We start from the raw sequence: 23,782 nt of genomic DNA on the forward strand, positions 1-23,782 counted from the left end.
AGCTAAAAGCGATTGCGGAGAATACCAATATGAAAGCGAGTTCAGGCAGTGCAATCCTGTCGACTTTACTGAATAACACTGCTCGATTAGGCTTAAGTATAGTCTTCGTAGTATCACTATTAGTGTTCTTTGTTATCACTGCTTATGTTCAGTACAAGTCGGGTCAAGACCAACAATATATCGCACACTCCGGTGAGCTGAGGGTACTTTCGCAGCAGATTGCGAAAAACGCCGTTGAAGCCGCGGCAGGTAAAGAGGAAGCCTTTACTTTGCTTACATCGGCTCGTACTAACTTTGAAACTCGCTGGGGCTATATTTCAAAAGGTAACCCTGAAACAGGTTTACCTTCTAGCTCTATTGACGGTATGAATGACATGCAGATGTTATGGGAAGATGCCCGTGACTCTGCTGACCGAATTATCGAAACTCGCGACACAGTACTTTCTTTACATGAAGTTGCTGCAACCCTTTCTGAAACCATTCCGCAGCTACAGGTGGAATACGATGAAGTTGTAGAAATCTTACTGGAAAATGAAGCACCAGCTGAACAGGTTGCGGTAGCACAGCGTCAGTCATGGTTAGCGGAACGTATCGTACGTTCGGTTAACAAAGTACTATCTGGTGGTGATGACGCCGTAATGGCAGCAGATAGCTTCGGTCGAGATGCTAACTTATTTGGTCGTGTACTTAATGGCATGATCGAAGGTAATGTGGCTATGAATATCGAGCCCGTTAAAGACGAAGAAGCCATCGATTCATTGGCAGAAATCTCAGAACTGTTTGAGTTCGTAGCGGGTTCGGTTGACGAAATTCTTGAAACCTCTCCAGAATTATTCCAAGTACGTGAGTCTGCAAACAATATCTTTAGCTTGTCGCAAGATCTATTGGGTAAGTCTACTGAGTTAACCACCAAACACGGTGAAAGTGCTTCGACTCTAAATTACTTGCAGTATGGTGGTTATGGTTTTGCCATTATCGCACTTTTGATTCTAGGTATTTTGGTATTCATTACTTACCAAAGCACGCAGAGCACTCTTAAAGAAGAAGAAACAAAAAATGAAGCCAACCAGATGGCTATCCTACGTCTACTTGATGAACTGGCCGACCTTGCAGATGGTGACTTAACCACACAGGCAACGGTAACCGAGGACTTCACAGGTGCGATTGCTGACTCTATTAACTTCGCGATCGACCAAATGCGTGCGCTGGTAACAGCGATCAACGAGACAGCGGTACAGGTTGCATCGGCAGCCCAAGAAACACAGTCTACAGCGATGCATCTTGCAGATGCAGCAGAACACCAAGCACAAGAAATTGCTGGGGCTTCTGCCGCGATTAACGAGATGGCGGTGTCCATCGACCAAGTATCTTCAAACGCATCTGAGTCCACCTCGGTGGCAGAGCGATCTGTAACGATCGCCAATAAGGGTGCTGAAGTGGTACAAGCAACCATTAACGGCATGGATAACATCCGTGAGCAGATTCAAGAAACATCAAAACGTATCAAGCGTCTGGGTGAATCTTCACAAGAGATCGGGGATATCATCTCCTTGATCAACGACATTGCCGACCAGACAAACATTCTATCGCTTAACGCTGCAATCCAAGCATCCATGGCCGGTGACGCTGGTCGAGGCTTCGCCGTGGTTGCGGATGAGGTACAGCGCCTAGCAGAACGTTCAGCAGCTGCAACCAAGCAGATTGAAGCACTGGTTAAAACTATCCAGAACGATACAAACGAAGCGGTTATTTCCATGGAGCACACCACTGCGGAGGTGGTACGCGGTGCTCGCTTAGCACAGGATGCGGGTGTGGCACTTGAAGAAATCGAAACCGTATCGAAAAACCTTGCAGACTTGATCCAAAACATCTCCAACGCTGCCCGTCAGCAGGCATCATCTGCGGGCCACATTTCAAATACGATGAACGTAATCCAAGAGATCACATCGCAAACCTCAGCAGGTACAACCGCAACGGCGAAATCCATCGGTAACCTTGCAGAAATGGCGACGAAATTACGTGAATCTGTAGCGGGCTTTAAGCTACCTGAATCTAACGTGTAATTAGGTGGTAGCCATGTCACAGACAGGGTGGACGTTAAAGACCCTGCCGGAAATGACTGACCAACAATTCTCACTTTGGCGAGAATTGTTGGAAACCCGAACCGGTATTTACGTCACAGAGCAACGCAAATCATATTTGCAGTCAAGCTTAACGCAAAGAATGCGCGAAGTGGCTTGTGACGATTTTCAAGAATATTACGAAAGTATTGTCCGTGACCCTATGGGAAATATCGAGTGGGCAAGATTGGTTGATCGATTAACCGTTCAAGAAACTCGATTCTATCGTGATCCGGAAGCACTTGCGTATGTGAGTAAATTTATTAGTACTCACAAAAATAAATATAATAAAAAAAATCCTCTGGATATTTGGAGTGTTGGTTGCTCCAGTGGCGAAGAAGTTTACAGCTTAGCCATGGTTGCCAACGAAGTGCTTGCCAGTGAAGACGTGCAGGGTGAATATTTAGTAACGGGTACAGACATTAGTTTGCCGGTATTGAATAAAGCGCGTGAAGGCAAGTTTGCTAAAAGGCGACTCATTAATTTACCAGAGCATTATCTAAAAACATATTTCACTCAGGAAGACGAGCAAACGTTTGGTGTTGTTCCTGAAATAAAGAAACACACGGGTTTTGCCCAAGTGAATGTTTTGCAATTAAATCAAGTGTCGAAAAGCATGAGGCACATCATTTATTGTCAAAACGTATTGATTTATTTTCGGCATTGGAGACGTCAAGAAATTCTCGACCAACTGGTAGAGAGATTGGCGCCTGGTGGTTTACTTTTGATTGGGATGGGTGAAATGCTCGATTGGCAGCACCCAGACTTAACCCCAGTCAAAGGTGAGCAAATTACTGCGTTTATTAAGCGTGTTTAGTAAAGTATAAATAGGATGCGGGGCCATTATGGGCGATCGCCATGATTACGTAGCCCTTGATTGGGTTAAAGGCGAAATTGAAGAAGTCTTAAAACAGGCGCAGTACGAATTAGAAGCTTACGTAGAAGCTCCTGACGATACTGCTCGTTTGAAGTTTTGTCTTACATATCTCCATCAGGTGCGTGGCACCTTACAGATGGTTGAATTCTATGGGGCTGCCATGTTGGCAGAAGAAATGGAAGTCGTCGTTCAAGCAATGCTAGACGAAACCATTACTCATATTGAAGAAGCCCGCGAAGTATTAATGCAGGCGATTTTACAACTGCCGAATTACTTAGATCATATTAAGCTGGGCCGCAGAGATTTACCTGTTGTATTGCTGCCTGTATTGAATGATTTACGCAGTGCCCGTGGCGATAGTTTATTATCTGAAACGTCTTTATTTCAGCCAAAGCTCAAACATGCTGAAGCATTGACAGACAAACAACTGCATCACTTTTCCGATAAACAGTTTTCAGATGTTCTGCGAAAGCTACGTCAAATGTATCAAGTGGCTTTGTTAGGTGTATTAAAAGGCAAAGATACCAAACATAATCTTGAATACCTGCAAAAAGTCAGTGTTAGGTTGGTTAAGTTATTTTCCAATACAACCGCTGAGTCAATATGGAAAGTAGCCAGTGCCGTTTTAGATGGTCTATTGAATGATGGTATTCGCTTAAATAGCGCCGTTAAAGATTTGCTTAAACAGCTTGAACCTGAATTAAAAAATGTTGTTACCAATGGCGCACAAGCGTTAGAGCATATACCAGAAGAGTTAATTAAAAACTTACTGTTCTATGTTGCAAAAGCTGAGAAGCCAACAGATAAAATCACCCAAATTCGCAAAGAATATCAATTAAATGATGCATTGCCTTCCAGTAGTGAAGTTGATGAAGAACGCAGAGCACTCGACGGCCCAGATAAAGACACACTAGGCTCAGTGGCTGCGGCACTAATCGAAGAAATCACACGCCTTAAAGATGAACTAGATCAACTTGTACAAGATAAAATTGCTCAGCCATCTCAATTGGCAGGACTAGTGCCAGGATTTAAACAAATTAGTGACACAATGGGCATGCTGGGTTTAGGTGTGCCGCGTAAAGTCATTCAAGACCAGTTTGAAACCGTTAAAGGTTTTGTCGATAACAATCAGCCAGCAGATAATACCCAGCTAATGGATATTGCTGGTGCACTGCTTTATGTTGAAGCTACGTTGGTTGGCCTGTCTGATCGTTTGGGATCAGGTAATAACGAGTCGCCAGAAAGTCATCAGCTAGGTGAAGCTCAACGAGTTGTTATTAAAGAGTCGAAAAACTTTATTGAAAAAGTGAAAGACTTAGTTGTGGAATACGCCACCAAAAACGGCGAGCTGTCTCTATTAGATGAGGCAGCTGAATTACTCATGAGTCTTCATGGCACTTTAGTTATGGTGCCGCAGCAAGAGGCGGCGGATATAGCCAGCGATTGCTCGTTTATTCTTCATAACCATGCATCAGAGGCTACTCCTCCTGTAGAAGCATTGTTAAATGCCTTGGCAGAATCATTAAGTGGTATTGAGTATTTCTTAGAGCGTTTAGAGAAAAACAATCATAATTCTGGCTTAGAAATTTTACAGCGTGCGAGAGAGGCAATTGCAGCATATTTGCCTGAAAAAACGCAAGCTACTCCTGAGAATGATACGCATGAAACACAAGGGCAAGAGACCTTTAATTCAGGAGAAACCAATTTAGAGGTAGCGCCTTTATTAACGGTTGAAGATGATGAGTTTTCGTTTGAGCCAGTGATGGACTCAGAAGAAATCAGTTTAGAGTTGCCGCAACAAGACGAAACAGATATTGATCAAGAGGCATTAGAAGCACAGGCTTTAAATGCTGAATTTAATGAATCCATGCAATCTATCGATGTGGAAGAAGACCCACAAGATTGGGCCATGGCATTAGATGATGTATTGCAATTAGACATTAACGAACCCTCATCTTTCGATACACTTGAAGCAAACGAATTTACTGAAACAGAGTTTGAGTCCACAGAGCCTGAATTGGTTACTGAGGAGTCTGTAGTTGAAGTTGAAACGATAGAAACTCCAGTTACAGAGGTAACTCCTGAAACGAATGATTTCGATGACGATGATGATTTAATCGATGATGAAATCATTGAAATATTCTTAGAAGAAGCCGAAGAAGTTTTAGAAACCATTAATGAGTCATGGCCCGCTTTCAAAGCAAATAATGCTGACGATGAATCACTTACAACTACCCGACGTGCATTTCACACCTTAAAAGGCAGTGGTCGTATGGTGGGTGCTGAAGATATCGGTGAGACAGGCTGGGCAATTGAAAATATGTTCAATCGTTTATTGGATAAAACCATCCAACTAAGCGACCCTTTTGTTGATATTGTGGACTTTGCTGTGGAGCAAATTCCTAGCTTAATTAAAGCATTTGAAACGCGTCAGTCATGTGATGTGGATGTCAAACTGATACAAGAATACGCTGATGCGGTGTCTAAGGGTGAAGATGTATCCCCTTGTGCAGAAGTCATGAGTCAAGCACTGCAGCAAAATATCGAACAAGCTCAAGAAGCCCAAGACAACCTAGAGGAAACTCAGGTTTCAGCTCTCGACCCGGCTTTGCTCGAAGTATTTAGCTCAGAAGTCGAATCCCACTTAAAAGTGCTAGAAGACTTCATACAAACTGAACAAGACGCAGACTACAGTTCGCCCATTACTGACGAATTGCAACGGGCACTGCACACACTTAAAGGCAGTGCACATATGGCTCATATAGAGTCGATTGCCGAAATAGCAAGTGTGTTTGAAGTTTTTGCCAAAGATCTGCGTGCGTATCATGTCGAAACCACTGCTGAGATAGTGCATTTGTTTATTCGTGGTAAGGATTTGATCGAAGAAGGCTTTAATCAACTTGCGAGTAATCCGTTTGCACCAATCGCAGGTAGTGAAGACATCACTTCGGATGTAAATCGATTAAGCCAGCAGCTTATTCAACAGTTCCATCAAAAACTAGGCACTAATGCCAGCCGTAATAATGTTGACCCACAGGTGTTATCTGTTTTCTTATCTGAAGGAATGGATATCCTGATGGATGTGGAGCAAACATTAGATGAATGGCAGGCAGACGAAACAAATTTACAATTGCTAGATAGCATGGAAGACGAATTACACACCCTAGAAAAGGGCGCACAAATGGCAGACTTATTGCCAATTGTTAGTCTGTGTGAAGCCATTCGTCAGGCATATATAGCAGTTAAAGAGCATCGCATAGATGTAAATAATGAATTTATCGATATCATAAAAGATGGCCATGAAGGGCTGCTAAATATGATGGATATGGTGGCGGCTAGTCAAGCTGTGGTACCTGCTACCGAGTTAGTGCAACAGTTAACTGAAAGCATTCAGTACACAAAGCCAATAAGCTCAGATGAAGACACCTCACTTAATGACATCAATGAAATAGAGTCTAGTGAAGTTCTTATTATTGAAGAGCCCTTAATAGACGAGCCTGCAACTTTCGATGAAGAAATAGAATTAGATTTACCTGAAATACAAGTGGAAGAGCCTCAGGAGCAATCGGACATTGATCCTGAGCTTTTAGATATCTTTTTAGAAGAAGCTCAAGAGCTTGTGGATTCCATTAGTACGTCATTAGATGAATGGCAGCAAGACCCAGATAACCTAATTCAAGTTGCAGAATTACAACGTGACTTACACACCTTTAAAGGTGGCGCACGTATGGCAGAGATCAATGCCATTGGTGATCTCGCCCATGAACTTGAAGAGTTATACGAAGGCTTAAGTCTTGGGCGCTTAAATGCCACCAATCAATTATTTGATTTATTGCATCTTTGCCAAGACAGATTAGCCGAAATGGTTAATCAGCTATCTAATCAGCAAGTAATCAAATCAGCACCGGAACTGATCACCGCCATCCAGTTATTCATTACAGGTGAATCATTAGAGTTACCTGCGGAAGAATTAGATATTGATGTGCCAGAGCTTCAAGCTCCAGCCACTAATAATGACGAACCGCAAAGCGTGTCTGTTGCACAAATGGCAATAGATGCAGATGAAGAAGTGATTGAAATCTTCCTAGAAGAAGCTGAAGAGCTAATGGAAGAATTAGACGCAGCCATCGAAAAATGGAAGGAACAACCCGACCAGCTTGAGCATAATGAATCTATTCAACGTGTACTTCATACTTTAAAAGGTGGAGCCCGTATCTCTGGATTAAGCGAGATTGGTGATCTTGCTCATAACATGGAAGATGAATTACAGAATCGCTTACAGAGCAAACAAGCAGGTGATGATGAATTATTTAACCACCTTCATCAGCAACTGGATTTAATTGCTAGTCGTTTGGATAGTGTGCAGCTATGGCTAAACCAGATAGAACAAGCACAGCCCGTTGTAATTGAAACTCAGCAGGCTCCTGTTGAAGCAAGTGCTCAAGCACCTGCGGAAGAATCAAGTAATGTTGTATCTTTACCTGTTGCAAAAGCAGCTCCAGCTCAAGTAGAGCAAGCGGTTCCACAGGCTAAAGTCAGCCAAGCACAACAGGCTCGTATTCAGCCGCAAGAAATGATCAAAGTACCGGCGGAATTACTCGACGGATTAGTGAACTTAGCGGGTGAAACCTCTATTAGTCGTGGCCGTTTAGAAAACCAAGTAACGGACTTCTCCTACACCCTAGAAGAAATGGATTCCACGCTGGATCGTTTGAAAGATCAGCTGCGTCGTTTAGACATAGAAACAGAAGCACAAGTCCTGTTCCGTCGTGAGCAACAAGGGCCTGATTACGAGGACTTCGATCCATTAGAAATGGACCGTTATTCTCAGCTACAGCAGTTATCACGTTCGTTAGTGGAGTCTGCTTCGGATTTAATGGACATTAAATCCACGCTATTAAACAAAACCAAAGATGCAGAAACCCTATTGCTGCAACAGTCCCGTGTAAATACCGAGCTTCAAGAAGGCTTGATGAAAACACGCATGGTACCGTTTAGCCGATTGGTTCCTCGTTTACGTCGTATTGTTCGTCAGGTAAGTCAAGAACTGGGCAAGCAAGTAGAACTGCACGTTAATAATGCCGAAGGTGAAATGGATAGAAGCGTGTTAGAGCGTTTAATTTCACCACTTGAACACATGCTACGAAACGCAGTGGATCACGGTCTAGAAAACCAACAGCAGCGTCAAGCAGTAGGCAAATCTGAAACCGGTAATATACATTTGAGTTTGTCTCGTGATGGCGGTGACGTGGTACTGACCCTATCTGATGATGGTGCTGGTATACAGTTAGATGCGGTACGTAAAAAAGCCATTGAACGAGGCTTACTAGAAGAGCATGTACAAATTGCCGATGAAGAAGTTTTACAGTTTATTCTTCAAGCTGGTTTTAGTACCGCTGAAAAAGTGACGCAAATTTCTGGTCGCGGTGTGGGCATGGATGTCGTAAACAGTGAAATCAAACAAGTGGGTGGCAGTGTTGTTATTGCCTCTCAAGAAGGTAAGGGCACTGAATTCACGATACGTCTACCATTTACCGTATCGGTTAACCGAGCGTTAATGACAAAAGTGGGCGACGCATTATTTGCAATACCATTGAACAGTATTGAGGGTATTGTGCGTATTAGCGCGCAGAACCTCAAAGAACTCTATAAGCAAGATAAACCTGTATACAACTATGGTGGTCGTCAATATCAATTAGATTACCTAGGTAATCTATTGCGTGACGAAAATAGCATACGCTTGACTGATAGCAATGCTCCGATGCCTGTTGTACTTGTGCGAGGCTCGTCTCCGGCTGCGATTCAAGTCGATACCTTAATGGGCTCTCGTGAAATTGTCGTAAAAACCCTTGGGCCTCAGTTTAACTCAGTATTAGGTGTTTCCGGTGGCACGATTCTAGGTGATGGTAGTGTTGTAATCATCATCGACTTACCGAACATGATGCGTCACGTAAACAGCTTAGAATATAAACAACATATTAAACTTGAACATCAAGCGGAAGCCAAACTGGAATCCGAATCAGACAAAATCACCTCGGTATTAGTGGTGGATGACTCCGTAACCGTACGTAAAGTTACCACCCGTTTACTTGAACGTAACGGCATGGAAGTACGAACTGCAAAAGACGGTGTTGATGCTCTTGAAGTCATGCAAGAATATGTACCTGATTTAGTATTGCTTGATATTGAAATGCCACGCATGGACGGCTTTGAAGTGGCTACGCAAATGCGTCACCACTCGATATTGAAAAACGTTCCTATCATTATGATTACCTCCCGTACCGGTGATAAACATAAAGAGCGTGCGCTTTCGATAGGTGTGAATGAGTACCTTGGTAAACCATTCCAAGAAGATATTCTATTAAACACCATACAAGGCGTAACAAGGAATGATCAGTGAGTGAAAGCAGCTCGCTTAAGGTGGCTGTAGTTGCACAGGATACCTTGCAACTACATCGCCTTAGAAATGCCATTGAAGATTTTGGCTGTGAAGTACTTAGCCTAAGTCCACAAAGCCTAGAGCAAAAAGGTTTAGATCCGAAGGTCTCAATTTGGCTTGTTGATTTACATGAAGACCATGACCAACTTGATGCGTTTTTCGAATTAGACAAACCCGTACTTTTTGGGTTTGAGTCGGCCCCTTCGAAGTCCACGCCTGAATATCCAAAGTGGGAAAAACGCCTATATGCAAAACTTAAAGGTTTAATAGGCAACGACTTTATTGCTGCGCGAAACACCCAAGCAAGCTTACAAGCCATAGAACAATTAGCTCAACAGTCAGTGGAAATTCCACTGCCAGAATCTGTCATTGCCGACACTGAAAACGTTGCTAAATACATCTTTATAATAGGTAGCTCATTAGGTGGTCCAGAAGCGGTAAAAGAATTTCTTGATGCCCTACCAAAAGGATTACCGGTAGGCTTTATTTATGGTCAGCATATAGACGCACAATTTGTTTCTGTTTTGGCCAATGTATTGGGTCGACACTCACATTTTAGGTTGCGTGTAGCCGAGCAAAACATGAATATTAAAAACGGTGAAGTACTCATCGTACAGGCGGATAAAGAAGTCACCTTTAAACAAGGGGCGATACATGTATTAGAACGTCCATGGCCTGGGCCATATGGTCCATCGGTGGATCAGCTTATCGTCAACACACTAAAACACTTTCCTTACGCTGGAATCATATTGTTTAGCGGCATGGGGAACGACGGCGCAGAAGCCGTCTCTCAATTACAAAGTGAACATACGCAAGTATGGGCACAAAGCAGTGAAACCTGTGCAAGTGCCGCCATGCCTGATGCTTCCCGTGAGACGGGTTCCGTAAACTTTAGTGGCTCACCACATGCGCTTGCGCAGCATTTGGTTGAACATATCAAACAACTAGAAAATCAACACTTGATGGAAAACTCCCATGCAGCAACTGACAAGTGATAAAAAAACAAAAGAAGCACTCCCTTGTTTATTAATTCCCATGCAGGGCGGGCGCATAGTATTACCTAACGTAACCGTCGCAGAATTAATTCCATTTCAAGTTCCTCAAGAAAGTGCAGCGGACGCTTCATGGATCATTGGTAGTATAGAATGGCGTGGCACCATGATTCCGGTCGTGGCGTATGAAGATTTTTGTGGACAAAAATCCGGGCCAAAAGGACAAGATCTACGTATTGCCGTGATTAATGCACCTAATGGTGAATCGGGTAGTTTACGTTTTTTTGGATTAATCACACAAGGGATACCAAGCTTGGTAAAACTAGAAGACGCTGCCATTAAAGAGAATCAAAATACAAGCTTGCTTCGTGGCCAAAAAATGGCCGTGACGCTAGAAACTGGCCACGCAATAATTCCTGATTTGGACATGCTTGAGCAAGCGATACTGGCGGAGAAGTGGCAGTAGGCTTTACGCTCCTCAGGAGATGCTAAAAAGATAAAGCGGGTACGTGAAAGCGTATCCGCTTTTTTTTTTGTAAAAATCATTATGGCAAATGAGGGATGGAAATATATAGGCCTTAGTCACTTAATAAAATTGAAACCTGACCCAGATAAAGGCCATGAATTGGATGAAGAAATGTTTCTCATCCCCGAAATGCACGATGCGCTGTTAAACGATCCAGATGTTTTAAAGTAATCGGAAATACCAATTTTATGTAGATACCATCTGGAGACATCACACCCATTAAGCAAAATGATACCGAAGACGATTATGAAAAACTGGCCAAGGCTGTTGGTATTTACAACAGTAACGGTGCAGATGATCGCCTAATCTTTACTAATCGTAGCTGGGTAGGGAGATTGTGGTCGTAGCTTCAGAATCGCTTTTTATGATAAAGCTTATACCGCCAAGCATGATGTTTCAGATAAAAATTTGAAAATGATTATAATGGGTGACGAAGAAGTGATCATTGATGAGAATGGTCATACCGATGATGAATATGAAGTCTTAGTAAAAGCACTTGGGGCGTATAACCAAGGGGCGACGAAGTTTAATAATTCACTTTCTTGGTCAGAGATCTTAACTGATTCAAAAACAATGGAAGATGCAAAACTGGTTAAAGCAATTCGATATGGTCTTGATATTCTAAAAGACATAGAAAAACCACATGTAGTGAGAACGGATCATGGAATTCGCTTGCCACTTCGCACTTATATATGGAAAGGCGGCACCTATCCAGCTAACCTGACCGATGAAAATGGTAATTCTGATCCAAAGGCAGGAACAGAATGGTGTTTTGAGTATGGTGAGGAAGAATGGTTGGCTGGAGGCAAAATTATGGGTGATGATGGTAAGTTAAGGGATAAAGTATTTAGTGACTATCAGGATGTAGCTGACTTCGATGTAGATCAAAGGGTGGACTGTCAATGATAAATAAAAAAATTAAATTTTTATTACTAATTTGTTCTTTGGTGTCAGCTCATGTTTATGGCATTACCTTAGAAAAAGGAAAGACAAGGAGTGAGGTCGAAAAATCTCTTTTAAAAAGTATTTATCAAAAATATCAGACGCTTCCAGGTTATTTATATGAAATCTCGGAGGGTCAATATTTTTCCTTATCTAAAACAGGAAATACAATAGGTGTATTTAACTTATTGGATGAGAATGATGTTCTATCAGGTTGGCCCCTAACCCCTTGGCCCAATGCTGTTCGCATGAAAGGCGAAGGCACCAACTGGAAGGTTAGGCATATTATTGCCGGAGCCTTAGGAGGCGACACCACTCCTGTCACCGATCCAAATACCATGATTTTAAGCCAAGAAGCCTATCAATTACCGGCTTTTAAAGAGTTTTTAGGCTGCTTAGCATTAACACCATTACGTTATGGCGATATTGATGGAGACAATACTCAAGAGTTAGTACTGATTTTAGATTCAGACTTAGTCGTATTCTCACCTGATCAAGCAAAGATCATCTTTTCAACTCGCTTTGCCGATGCAGATGAATTGGCACCACACGAAGTGGCTTCTTGGTTTGATGGCAAAGAAAGCGATGTAATCAGTCAGTATGTAGCAGAAAGTGGAGTTGGTAACCGCTTAAATGCGGCATTTCCAGCAACGCGATCTTTCGCAAAAATATTTCTAGGTGATTTTAATAACGATAATAAAAAAGATATCGTGGTTTGGCGTAAGCTTTACGAGTCTCGTTTAAAGTCTGACAGCACTTTAGGCTTTCAGTTAGAAGCAGAACTGTTTGTACATTATCAATTAGAGAATGGAGAATATCAGCTTCAAACTAATGAGCCAGCGGAAGATGGGGAATTTCCATTGGATGCTGTTCAACAAGATCAAATCAAAGGCTGGCTCACCGCTAATAACCTCACTTGGCAAAAAGGCTTTCCATCCAAAAGCGAATGTGTGGGACAAGAAGGGCAGTTAATCCCTGAAATGCACGATGCGTTGTTAAACGATCCGGATGTTTTAAAGTAACCGGAAATACCAATTGTATGTAGGGTGGGTTAGCGAGGCACGAGCGTAACCCATCTTATTTGAAAGTGTAATTGATGGGTTACGATTTCGCTTCGCTTAATCTAATCCATCCTACATCTGGAGACATCACACCCATTAAGCAAAATGATACCGAAGACGATTATGAAAAACTGGCCTAGGCTGTTGGTATTTACAACAGTAACGGTGCAGATGATCGCCCAATCTTTACCAATCACATCTGGGTAGGGAGATTGTGGTCGTAGCTTCAGAATCGCTTTTTATGATAAAGCTTATACCGCCAAGCATGATGTTTCAGATAAAAATTTGATAATGATTATAATGGGTGACGAAGAAGTGATCATTGATGAGAATGGTCATACCGATGATGAATATGAAGTCTTAGTAAAAGCACTTGGGGCGTATAACCAAGGGGCGACGAAGTTTAATAATTCACTTTCTTGGTCAGAGATCTTAACTGATTCAAAAACAATGGAAGATGCAAAACTGGTTAAAGCAATTCGATATGGTCTTGATATTCTAAAAGACATAGAAAAACCAAATGGAGTGAGAACGGATCATGGTATTCGCTTGCCACTTCGCACGTATATATGGGAAGGAGGAGTGTACTCTTCCTTTAAATTCAATGAATCTGGTGAGTTGATATTAGATGAGAATGGCGCGCCAACCGTTCACCCCCAGGCAGGGAAAAAATGGTGCTTTGTGTATGGTGAAGAGCACTGGATAACTGGCTTGAAATACGATGATGTAAAAAAACAATCCAAGGCTCATGCGAGTGGTTATCCAAAATCAGAAGATACCGATTATCGAGTAGGGTGTAGTTAGTATGAAATTTAAAACAAAGGCAAGTATAGCTTTACTCTTTGCGCTTCTCTTTTTTGTCCAGTGTGTAAACGCTTTAGAACTACAAAAAGGGAAGCTAGCGCAGCAGGAATACCCAGAAGAATTATCGCTTTATAAAGAATATTTTCTATAGTTGACGGATGGCTAACATCAGCAATTAAGATATGGGATGAAGGATTAGGAAGTACGGTGCCGATAACCTATACAAAGAGCAAACATGATGCGGTGCTAACGCTTGCAGGGGTAAGCGGTGATCAGTACAACCGAAAAGCATTACTAAGATCATGGAAGGCACGTGAAACGAAATCACATTGGGGGCATGGCTTTCCTCAAACAGGGTATAGAATGACAGAAGGTGGTGGAGATGAATTGGGTAGTATGAGTTTTAACCAAATTCAGTACCACTATCGCTATAGCAAAAAGCCTATCCGTGTACACAAAGAGAAAGCATTAAATTATTTTGATCCAGAAGATAACTTAAAGGGCTTCATCGTACATACAGCAGCTAATGCACCCGGTAATACAGCAAATGACTATGGTCACACTGGCGCGTTTTATAAAGTGTTTGCTCAAGGTACGGCCAGAAGCCATAATGACAGTGATTTAAAAGCTTATCGTCATTGCAGTGGATCCGGTACGTGTACTGCCGTAAGCGCAATCAAAACCCAAGAGGATGAATACGAGCAGTTAGCTCGAGCCATTGCGGAATATAATCTTAATCCGGGTGATAAAAGTTGGCCTATCATTCTTAAAAATAAGAAGTTAGCGGATTGTAAGTCATGTGAATACTCCATAGACGTTCGAAATAGTGCGGACAAATTTAATTTGCCCTATCGAACTTATATATGGAAAGGCGGCACCTATCCAGCTAACCTGACCGATGAAAATGGTAATTCTGATCCAAAAGCGGGAACCGATTGGTGTTTTGCGTATGGTGAGAACGAATGGATGGAACCATTTGATGTTAAGGAACCTGGGCAGCCTACAAGAAAGGCAAAATTTGAAGATTATAAAAAGAAAGCCAAAAGAGATAAGAACCTAAAGGTTAGTTGCATATGATTAAAATTAATAAAAAACTATTAGCAATTTGTCTATGTTCGTTCGCCTTACAACTATGGGCACTTGAGAAGTCTACTTTATCCAACGGATTTGATGATGAAGAAAGCCCAATACCATTTGATACTATCTATAATCATTTTGAATACACTCCATATTACTTGGTAGAAAAGTCTCAAGATATATATTATGGGCTTTCAGGGGGTGGGCAAGGAATTGGATATTATGACTTGAAGAATAAAACGGAACCAATTGGCTGGCCTCTAACTTCCTCATCTCCCTGCAATGCTTCTAATGATGACTGTGTAGAACCTTGGTGGGTTGGACGTTGGAGTGAGCAGGAATTCTTAGAACCTGAAATCAAAAAACGATTAAATGATTATGAGATTACGCTGCCTTATGAATTAAGTTATGGAGATGAGGTTGCTGATGCCATTGGATGCTTAGAGCATACACCCTTACGTTATGGCGACATTGATGCTGATAGCGACTCGGAACTTGTATTGTTTTTAAAAAATACCTTGGTTGTCTTTTCTCCGACACAAGAAAAAGTGGTATTTAGTACATTATTTAACTACCCCGATTATATTACATGGCAAACGCTTATAGATGCAGAAATGTATTTAGATGACCCTGATGCAAATACACCTCAATACGCATCGTTGTATGAATTTAAAAAAGATCGTAATGCCATTATTGGTTATAGAGGGTACTCAAAACTATATGTGCAAGATTTTGATAATAACCAAAATGTAGATTTGGTACTTTGGCGTAAGCTATATCAATCTCGCCTTCAAGGGGATAGTTTGAAGGGTTTTGAAAAACTAAGTGATAGCTACTTACACTACAAGAAAGTTGATGGTGCATACCAACTACAAACCGGCACCGCCCCTGAAACCGTTCAAGGTTGGCTCACCGCCAACAACCTATCATGGCAAAAAGGCTTTCCATCAAAAAGTGAATGCGACGGACAAGAAGGGCAGTTGATTCCAGAAATGCACGATGCGTTGTTAAATGATCCGGATGTTTTGAAATAGTTGAAACAACAACTGAAGTGGGATGGGTTAGCACGAGCCTCGGCGAGGGCGTAACCCATCTTATTAAATTGAATGGTTTTTTGATGGGTTACGATTTCGCTTCGCTCAATCTAACCCATCCTACGAGAGTGCTCCGCCTCCGGAATGACAAAAGAAATTTTTTGACTAAATCGCTGCGAAGACTTTAGCTGCGTCTCCCGTCTCCCGTCTCCCGTCTCCCGTCTCCCGTTTTAAAAATCTCCCCACTGACTTTGCAATAGCGTCACCGCCGTCAACGCGGCTGTTTCTGTTCTTAACACTCTTGGGCCAATCAATTTAGCTTTAAAGCCTTGCTCACAAGCTTGTTTAATTTCATCTTGTGATAATCCACCTTCAGGGCCAATGGCGATGACGGCGGATGTGACTGTTTCTGGTGAGGTCTGTTCTGCATTTCCTCTTGGGTCCAGTACCCATTTTTCATCGGCGTTGACGTGTGCAATCCAATCTTGAAATTTAACCACAGGGTTTAATGTTGGCAGCAGATCTCGGCCACATTGCTCACACGCGCTGATGATAATGCCATGCCATTGTTTGAGTTTTTTCTCCATGCGCTCTGCATTGAGTTTTACATCGCAGTGTTCTGTCCATAAAGGGGTGATTTCATTTACCCCAAGTTCGACTGCTTTTTGAATCACTAGCTCCATTTTGTCCCCTTTTGAGAGGGCTTGAGCCACATGAGTATGCAAGGGGGATTCGTTGTTGGTGTCAATTTTCTCAATAATAGATACGCTGACCCGTTTTTTATCTGCATGTTCGATCACTGCATTAAAATGATATGGGCCTTGGCCATTAAACAGAACCAGTTTGCGCCCTGCTTGCATGCGCAACACCTTTCCTACGTGATGGGCGGCATTGTCATTAAGATCAATCTGAGTGTTTTCAGATAAGGGTTGAGGGGTGTAGATTCGTGGGATGCGCATCTGAATTGGACCTAGGTTTTATTGCAGTCATTATATATTATCCATATTAAAAGATAATCCTTGAAAATATAGGGAGGTATCATGAGGTTATCAAAGGCCGTTTTAGGGATTTGTCTTTTCATCGTTTTAGGTTATGCCATGCCGATGAATGCTCAGCTATACAAATGGGTCGATGAAAAAGGGCGGGTGCACTATAGCGATAAAAAGCATGCAGGCGTGCAACTTCAGGAGGTGAAGGGCACCGTTAACTCTTATGAGAATGTCACCTACGACGAAAGCTTATTCTCCCATACCGATAAGGTGGTGATTTACACTCGGCCCAAATGTGGATATTGCAAAAAAGCCTTGGCATTTTTTGCTGAAAATAGAATTCGTTATAAAGAATATAAGGTTGAACACAGCGAGTTAGCTAAGAAAAAGTATGCACGTCTAAATGCGACTGGTGTCCCCGTTATTTTTGTCGGGAAGAAAAGAATGAATGGCTTTTCAAAACGTGGGTTTGAAAAGGCCTTCTGCAAAACCACAGGCCCGTGTGAGTTTTATTAATGATAAGCCTAATGATTTATCTTGAGTGGCTGCCATCACAAAAAGGGGCTTTTTCGGTGTCTTTACAGGCACACAAAAACTTCGCTTCGCTTTTTTCAGCGGTGAATTTTAACGGCTGATATGGGGTGCCTTTATGGCTGCCATCACAAAAGGGTTGATTTTGGCTGCGACCGCATTCACACCAAAAATAGGTTTTACCGGCTTCTAATTCAACTCGAATAGGTTGGCGCATGTTTGTTCCGTTAGATGTGGTATGGGAGATGTAAGATGTATGTGACAGGAGTATGAGAAATGGAACCCCCCATCTCTCATCTTACATGCCACATCTTACGTATTACCAAAGCCCTAAGTTCTTCCAAACATTTATACACGGATCAGCTTGGTTAAGTGTATAAAAATGCAGCCCCGGTACGTCGTTTTCAACTAAGTCTTCACACATTTGAGTAATGACTTCTTCGCCAAATTTCATGATGCTTTCGCTGTCATCACCATACGCTTCTAGTTGCTTGCGAATCCAGCGTGGGATTTCTGCACCACATGAGTCACTAAAGCGTGCTAGCTTGGTGTAGTTGGTGATGGGCATGATGCCCGGCACGATTGGAATGTCGATGCCCATTTCTTCACATCGATCCAAAAAGTAAAAGTAGCTATCAACGTTAAAGAAGTATTGAGTAATGGCGCTATCGGCACCCGCATCTACTTTGCGTTTAAAGTTGAGTAAGTCTTGCTCAAAGTTAGTGGCTTGAGGGTGCATTTCTGGGTAGGCAGCCACTTCAAGTTGGAACTTATCGCCGTGTTCGGCTTTGATTAGCTCGACCAACTCATTTGCGTATTTTAATTCGCCTGCGCTGGCGGCCATGCCAGACGGTAAATCACCACGTAGTGCTACAATGCGTTCGATGTCGCTTTGAGCATAATGGTTTAATAACTCTTTAATATTGTCTTTGGTTTCACCCACGCAAGATAAATGAGGAGCGGCACTGATGCCTTTGGCGTTCATGCCTGTGACAATGTCTATGGTGTTATTGCGCGTCGAGCCGCCGGCACCATAGGTGACAGAGAAAAAGTCAGGGTTTAACTGGGCCAATTTATCGCGGGTGGCGAAAAGCTTGGCGGTGCCTTCTTCCGTTTTGGTGGGGAAGAATTCAAAGCTTAAACGGAAGTTGTCCATAGAGACCTCTGGTTGCTTTACGCTGTACGGAAAATAGAAATTTCCGAATCTGGGCTATAGAGTTGAGTATTGGTGCCTTTATACCACACCTGCTCGGGAAACAGGAGAGCAGCGTCTCCCGTTTTCCGTATAGCATTTAGCGTTTTAGTATTTGTAGCTTTCTGGCTTGTATGGGCCATCGACATCCACATGAATGTAGTCCGCTTGGTCTTTGGTTAATTGTGTAATCACACCACCAAAACCTTCTACCATGTCTTTTGCCACTTCTTCGTCCAGCTTTTTAGGTAGTACTTTCACGTAGATGCTTTCTTTTTTCTCAGCTTCCATCATGTTGGCGAATTTACGTTCGTACAAATAAATTTGCGCTAATACTTGGTTGGCGAATGAACCATCCATGATGCGGCTTGGGTGGCCTGTGGCGTTACCAAGGTTCACTAAGCGGCCTTCGGATAATAGGATTAAGTGATCGCCATGAGCTTTGTTACGGTAAACCTTATGTACTTGAGGTTTTACTTCATCCCATTCCCAGTTTTCACGCATGTAAGCTGTGTCTATTTCGTTATCGAAGTGGCCAATGTTACAAACTACTGCACCGTTTTTAAGAGCTTGCAGCATGTTTTTATCGCATACGTTCACGTTACCCGTGGTGGTTACGATTAAGTCTGTTTTACCTAGTAGGTCTTTATCAACCCCTTCTATGGTGCCGGTGTTAATGCCGTTAACGTAAGGTGATACCACTTCAAAGCCATCCATGCAGGCTTGCATGGCACAGATTGGATCCACCTCAGATACTTTAACGATCATACCTTCTTGGCGAAGAGAAGCGGCAGAGCCTTTACCTACATCACCGTAACCGATAACAAGGGCTTTTTTACCACTTAATAAGTGGTCGGTGCCGCGTTTGATGGCATCGTTTAATGAGTGACGACAGCCGTATTTGTTGTCGTTTTTCGATTTAGTGACGGAATCATTTACGTTGATGGCAGGTACTTTTAGTTCGCCTTTTTCCATCATTTCTAACAAGCGGTGAACACCTGTGGTGGTTTCTTCAGAAATACCGTGGATGTCATTTAATAATGCAGGATATTTGTTGTGAACCATTTCAGTGAGGTCGCCACCGTCATCTAATATCATGTTGGCATCCCATACTTTATCACTGCCTTTTTCGGCAAGGATGGTTTGCTCAATACACCATAGAAATTCTTCTTCGGTTTCCCCTTTCCATGCAAATACAGGAATGCCCGCTGCGGCAATGGCTGCTGCTGCGTGGTCTTGTGTTGAGAATATGTTGCAAGAAGACCAACGAACGTCTGCACCTAAATCCACCAATGTTTCAATTAATACTGCGGTTTGAATGGTCATGTGGATACAACCCATGATTTTCGCGTCAGCAAGGGGTTGTTCCTCTTTGTATTTACGACGAAGGGCCATTAGTGCTGGCATTTCACCTTCGGCAATTTGAATCTCTTTACGACCCCAAGCGGCGTCTAACGCGAATTGTTCTGCTGTGATGGCTGCTACTTTGTAGTCTGTGAATGACATAACTTATCTCCGGGAGATGTGGAACGAGAGATGTAAGATGAATTTCAACAACTTAGCTCTCGTTGTAATTTTCTTTTCAAGCTTTGGATAAGTGCGGATAATTTTGCAAAAACTTTATTGCATTGATAAAGCAATTGGCTGCTATCTACACAAAATCCTAAGCGGTGGCATATCTTAATTTGAGTTTCTAATTCAGCTAATGAACCTCGAGCGATGACTAGAAACTTCAAATAATCTTTTGTTGTATCTCGGGCAGCTCCTTCAGCAATATTTGAAGGAATACTTACAGCTGCACGTTGCATTTGTGAAATGAGTCCGAATTTTTCAGAAGTGGGCATACTTAAACAAAACTGATATATGACTTCAACCAGTGCCATTGAATCTTGCCAAACTGTCAATTTTTCATGTAGTCGTGGCATCATCCTTGAGCCTCCATCTAACATCTTTCATTTCACATCTAACGGCTAAACTCCGGCTGCCGCTTTTAACTCGTCAATCTTATCCGTACGTTCCCATGTAAACGCGGTGAACGTTTTAGATTTTTCTTCGCCTAGGTCGTTGTACGTATAAGTGTACTCAAATGGTTCGCGACCAAAGTGACCGTAAGCCGCAGTTAATTGATACATTGGGTTCAATAACTCTAGCTGGTTTTGAATGGCGTATGGACGCAAATCAAATACGCTGCGAATGACGTTTGCTAATTCGATGTCTGTTAGTTTGCCTGTGCCAAATGTATTTACAGAAATAGAGGTCGGTTGTGCGACACCAATGGCGTAAGACACTTGAATTTCACAACGGTCAGCCAAGCCTGCAGCCACAATGTTCTTAGCCACGTAACGGCCCATGTAAGCCGCAGAGCGATCCACTTTTGAAGGGTCTTTGCCAGAGAACGCACCACCACCGTGACGAGCCATGCCGCCATAAGTATCAACGATAATTTTACGGCCCGTTAAGCCCGCATCGCCCACAGGACCACCTATTACAAAGTTACCGGTTGGGTTGATGTGAAATAGTGTATCAGAGGTTAACCAGCCTGCTGGAAAAACAGGCTTGATGATGTTTTCTAATACGGCTTCGCGTAAGTCTTCTAGAGAAATAGACGGGTCGTGTTGAGTCGACAATACAATCGCATCTGCTTTTGGTTGGCCACTTTCGTAGTTGATGGTTACCTGAGACTTAGCATCTGGACGTAACCAAGGCAGAGTGCCATTGCGGCGTAATTCACTTTGGCGTTGAACCAAAAGATGTGCGTAGTAAACTGGCGCTGGCATTAGATTAGGGGTTTCGTTTGTCGCATAACCAAACATTAAACCTTGATCGCCAGCTCCTTGATCTTCTGGTTTTGCACGGTCAACCCCTTGGTTGATGTCCACAGATTGCTTGCCAATGCCGTTTAAAACTGCACAGGTAGCGCCGTCAAAACCCACGTCTGAGCTGTTGTAACCTATGCCTGTGATCACATCACGCACGATGTCTTCTAGGTCTACATAGCAAGATGTGGTCACTTCACCAGCTACCACGGCCATACCTGTTTTGACTAGGGTTTCTACCGCAACACGGGCCAATGGGTCGCGAGCAATGATGGCGTCTAAAACGGCATCACTGATTTGATCGGCCACTTTATCTGGATGCCCTTCGGATACAGATTCAGAGGTGAAAATCGAATATTCGCTCATGGTAGTTCCTCGTATAATTTTGCCCTACGGCAAATTGTATTTTAATTTAATGACGTTTAATAAATTGTTGAATTTGGATTTGAAAGCCGTTTCTCAAACCCACAAATACTTGATGCTGCGCATCTAATTGCGCATCGTTTGCCCATTGTTTGATATTGTCTGGGTCTAACCCTAGCCATACATCACCACAGCTTTCTTTTACCCAGTTTTGTTCATGTGGGCACAGGTCGGTGATCAACAGCGAGCCGCCAGGGTTGAGTAACTCAAAACAGGCATTCAATACATCTGCGGGTGTTGGTATGTGATGAAGCACCATATTAAAGGCCAATACATCAACGCGGATATTTTGTTCAACCGCTTGTTGTGGCGTGCCTAAAACAAATTCAACGTTACCCTGAGTGCAATGCTGCTTGGCTAACTCCAACATGGCTGGTGAGTTATCCAAGGCATATACCTGATGAAAGCGTTCGCTTAATGGCTTTAAAAAGCCACCTTGGCCTGGGCCCACTTCCATGGCGCTAGCATGGTTGGGTAGTTCAATAGCTTTTAGGATTTCTTCTAAACTTTCTGCGTAATGATCGTAACCAGCAATTAAATCAGTTACCTCTGTAAATTGACCGGCGTGCTTTTCAAAGAAGGTTTGGCTTTGTGCGCCGCGCTCGGCGTATATGCTTTGTAGGCCTGCTTCTAGCTCTTTATTCCACACCATGTTATCTACGGCTTTAAAAATTTCACTGCGAACGGGGTCTAGCTCGTTGTCGTTTAATAATGCTCGGCGATAAAAAATAGAGTTGCCTTCGCGTTGAGTGCTGACTAACTGCACGTTAGCCAGAATCTTTAGGTGATGGCTCATACGGGACTGGCTAACATCAAAAATGCCTGCTAATTCCAGCACCCCAAATGAATCTTGTTCTAACAATTGCAGTACTTGTAAGCGCATAGGATCGCCAGCGGCTTTATTTAAAGCAGCTAGGTTTTCTATTTGTTGAAGCGGTTCGAGTACGTGCACAGAGCTACCCATTCATAACAGTGGAGCAAAGGTAACACTCCAAAAGGGAATTGCCAATATCTATATTAAAATATTTTAATATAGATTGTGAGATTGAGAGTAGACCATGAAAAGGGGTCTGTCCAACTGGCGAGGCTTGTCTTATGCAAAATAAGTATAATTAAAAGTGATAAAAGTAAGCGGTTTTGGTGTGTAATGCATCAAGTTCTGTCAGTTATGGCCGCTAATAACAATAAGAAACAGGTAAGGATGAAGTTATGAAAAATACGCTAGGAGTGCTCTTTTTTGCGGGCTTATTGTCCATGGTGTTAACGGGTATGGTGTATTTGCAGCCAGAAAAACCTCAACCGCAAACCGCCGATTATGATATGCGTGGTTTTCCTGCTTTACCTAGTGAGATTAAGTAGCCACTGAACGTTATGCGACGCCTCTTTTGAGGCGTTATTTATATCTAGAAAGAAATTTTCATTTAATACTGATAATATTTAGGCTGAAGTGCGTTTACTATGCAGAGCGCTTCACTTCAATTACAAGGAAATATTATGATAAGATCAGTATTGTGTGTTGCCGTATTAATGTTGTTGGGAGGGTGTGCCTCTCATTACATGGATAGTGCAAAATCTAACCATGGCGGCCAATTTGTTGTTGGTGCCTATGATCATAGAGCCTCAATTTATCACTGCCCTTCTTCACCTAATACAGGTGATTGCGAGCGAGTAGATGTTGAATACAAATAAAATAAGGAAGAATTTATGATCAATAAATTAATTTTAAGCTCATTGTGTATTGTAGCTTTGTCTGGGTGTGCTTCTAATTTCACAAGTATTACACCATCCGAGAAAGATGGGCAGTATTACGTTACAGAAATTACAGCCACTTTTCCTGCTACAACAAGTGAACTATATTTGTGCGAAGCACAAAGTAATCAAAGAATGACTTGCGAAGAAATTGATTAACTATAATCACTTGTAAGTGAATAAAGGCGCTATTTGGCGCCTTTATTGTTT

General features: G+C 42.5%; 22 protein-coding genes. 15 read left to right on the plus strand and 7 right to left on the minus strand.

What is annotated here, in order from left to right:
• The first annotated feature begins 29 nt into the window (after positions 1-29).
• The 11 genes from ABWV45_RS11315 (at position 30) to ABWV45_RS11365 (ending at position 15,872) form a co-directional block, all read left to right on the plus strand.
• On the plus strand, positions 30-2,063 hold the full coding sequence (locus ABWV45_RS11315; RefSeq protein WP_353351698.1) for a methyl-accepting chemotaxis protein: 2,034 nt from the start codon (positions 30-32) through the stop codon (positions 2,061-2,063).
• Positions 2,064-2,076: 13 nt separating this feature from the next.
• A complete protein-coding gene (locus tag ABWV45_RS11320) occupies positions 2,077-2,937 on the plus strand; it encodes a CheR family methyltransferase (RefSeq protein WP_353351700.1) in 861 nt (286 codons plus the stop codon).
• 28 nt (positions 2,938-2,965) lie between these two features.
• Positions 2,966-9,397 carry an Hpt domain-containing protein gene (locus ABWV45_RS11325; protein WP_353351702.1) on the plus strand — a complete coding sequence of 2,144 codons (6,432 nt, stop codon included), beginning with the start codon at positions 2,966-2,968 and terminating at the stop codon, positions 9,395-9,397.
• Positions 9,394-10,431 (plus strand): chemotaxis protein CheB, encoded by a 1,038-nt coding sequence (locus ABWV45_RS11330; RefSeq protein WP_353351703.1) that lies wholly within the window; start codon positions 9,394-9,396, stop codon positions 10,429-10,431. Before ABWV45_RS11325 ends, ABWV45_RS11330 begins: the two co-directional genes overlap by 4 nt.
• Positions 10,412-10,894: a chemotaxis protein CheW gene (locus ABWV45_RS11335; protein WP_353351705.1), complete on the plus strand. Its 483-nt coding sequence runs from the start codon at positions 10,412-10,414 to the stop codon at positions 10,892-10,894. The genes ABWV45_RS11330 and ABWV45_RS11335 overlap by 20 nt, the downstream gene beginning before the upstream one ends.
• Before the next feature lie 483 nt (positions 10,895-11,377).
• The gene (locus ABWV45_RS11340; RefSeq protein WP_353351707.1) at positions 11,378-11,860 is read left to right on the plus strand and encodes a hypothetical protein; all 483 of its coding nucleotides are present in this window, start codon (positions 11,378-11,380) and stop codon (positions 11,858-11,860) included.
• Positions 11,857-12,918, plus strand: coding sequence for a hypothetical protein (locus ABWV45_RS11345; protein WP_353351709.1), 1,062 nt, complete (start codon positions 11,857-11,859; stop codon positions 12,916-12,918). The genes ABWV45_RS11340 and ABWV45_RS11345 overlap by 4 nt, the downstream gene beginning before the upstream one ends.
• Before the next feature lie 330 nt (positions 12,919-13,248).
• A complete protein-coding gene (locus ABWV45_RS11350; RefSeq protein WP_353351710.1) occupies positions 13,249-13,761 on the plus strand; it encodes a hypothetical protein in 513 nt (170 codons plus the stop codon).
• Position 13,762: 1 nt separating this feature from the next.
• Positions 13,763-13,912, plus strand: coding sequence for a hypothetical protein (locus ABWV45_RS11355; RefSeq protein ID WP_353351712.1), 150 nt, complete (start codon positions 13,763-13,765; stop codon positions 13,910-13,912).
• Positions 13,913-13,968: 56 nt separating this feature from the next.
• Complete coding sequence (locus tag ABWV45_RS11360; protein WP_353351714.1) at positions 13,969-14,838, plus strand: hypothetical protein; 870 nt, start codon at positions 13,969-13,971, stop codon at positions 14,836-14,838.
• Positions 14,835-15,872, plus strand: coding sequence for a hypothetical protein (locus ABWV45_RS11365; protein WP_353351716.1), 1,038 nt, complete (start codon positions 14,835-14,837; stop codon positions 15,870-15,872). The genes ABWV45_RS11360 and ABWV45_RS11365 overlap by 4 nt, the downstream gene beginning before the upstream one ends.
• Before the next feature lie 230 nt (positions 15,873-16,102).
• Here ABWV45_RS11365 and ABWV45_RS11370 read toward each other — a convergent pair whose 3' ends face one another.
• Positions 16,103-16,831, minus strand: coding sequence for a 16S rRNA (uracil(1498)-N(3))-methyltransferase (locus tag ABWV45_RS11370; RefSeq protein ID WP_353351718.1), 729 nt, complete (start codon positions 16,829-16,831; stop codon positions 16,103-16,105).
• A gap of 81 nt (positions 16,832-16,912) precedes the next feature.
• Between ABWV45_RS11370 and ABWV45_RS11375 the strand changes: the two genes are divergently transcribed.
• Positions 16,913-17,377 (plus strand): glutaredoxin domain-containing protein, encoded by a 465-nt coding sequence (locus ABWV45_RS11375; RefSeq protein ID WP_353351720.1) that lies wholly within the window; start codon positions 16,913-16,915, stop codon positions 17,375-17,377.
• Positions 17,378-17,393: 16 nt separating this feature from the next.
• Here the strand turns inward: ABWV45_RS11375 and ABWV45_RS11380 are convergent, their stop codons facing one another.
• The 6 genes from ABWV45_RS11380 to ABWV45_RS11405 all read right to left on the minus strand — a co-directional run bounded on the left by ABWV45_RS11380 (position 17,394) and on the right by ABWV45_RS11405 (position 22,775).
• The gene (locus ABWV45_RS11380) at positions 17,394-17,609 is read right to left on the minus strand and encodes a CDGSH iron-sulfur domain-containing protein (RefSeq protein ID WP_353351722.1); all 216 of its coding nucleotides are present in this window, start codon (positions 17,607-17,609) and stop codon (positions 17,394-17,396) included.
• Between the two features lie 102 nt (positions 17,610-17,711).
• Entirely contained in the window at positions 17,712-18,548 is an 837-nt protein-coding gene (gene metF, locus ABWV45_RS11385; protein WP_353351724.1) for a methylenetetrahydrofolate reductase [NAD(P)H], read from the minus strand.
• Positions 18,549-18,692: 144 nt separating this feature from the next.
• Complete coding sequence (gene ahcY, locus ABWV45_RS11390) at positions 18,693-20,090, minus strand: adenosylhomocysteinase (RefSeq protein ID WP_353351726.1); 1,398 nt, start codon at positions 20,088-20,090, stop codon at positions 18,693-18,695.
• Between the two features lie 44 nt (positions 20,091-20,134).
• On the minus strand, positions 20,135-20,512 hold the full coding sequence (locus tag ABWV45_RS11395; protein WP_353351728.1) for a four helix bundle protein: 378 nt from the start codon (positions 20,510-20,512) through the stop codon (positions 20,135-20,137).
• A gap of 42 nt (positions 20,513-20,554) precedes the next feature.
• The gene (gene metK, locus ABWV45_RS11400) at positions 20,555-21,766 is read right to left on the minus strand and encodes a methionine adenosyltransferase (protein ID WP_353351730.1); all 1,212 of its coding nucleotides are present in this window, start codon (positions 21,764-21,766) and stop codon (positions 20,555-20,557) included.
• Between the two features lie 46 nt (positions 21,767-21,812).
• Entirely contained in the window at positions 21,813-22,775 is a 963-nt protein-coding gene (locus tag ABWV45_RS11405) for a metalloregulator ArsR/SmtB family transcription factor (protein ID WP_353351732.1), read from the minus strand.
• Between the two features lie 257 nt (positions 22,776-23,032).
• On the opposite strand from ABWV45_RS11405, the gene ABWV45_RS11410 reads away from it, so the two are divergent.
• From ABWV45_RS11410 to ABWV45_RS11420, 3 genes are all read left to right on the plus strand, one after another.
• Positions 23,033-23,182 carry a hypothetical protein gene (locus ABWV45_RS11410; protein ID WP_353351733.1) on the plus strand — a complete coding sequence of 50 codons (150 nt, stop codon included), beginning with the start codon at positions 23,033-23,035 and terminating at the stop codon, positions 23,180-23,182.
• 135 nt (positions 23,183-23,317) lie between these two features.
• Positions 23,318-23,512, plus strand: coding sequence for a hypothetical protein (locus ABWV45_RS11415; protein ID WP_353351735.1), 195 nt, complete (start codon positions 23,318-23,320; stop codon positions 23,510-23,512).
• 15 nt (positions 23,513-23,527) lie between these two features.
• A complete protein-coding gene (locus ABWV45_RS11420) occupies positions 23,528-23,731 on the plus strand; it encodes a hypothetical protein (RefSeq protein ID WP_353351737.1) in 204 nt (67 codons plus the stop codon).
• Positions 23,732-23,782 lie beyond the last annotated feature (51 nt).

Source organism: Oceaniserpentilla sp. 4NH20-0058, assembly GCF_040371755.1.
GTDB lineage: Bacteria > Pseudomonadota > Gammaproteobacteria > Pseudomonadales > Oceanobacteraceae > Bermanella.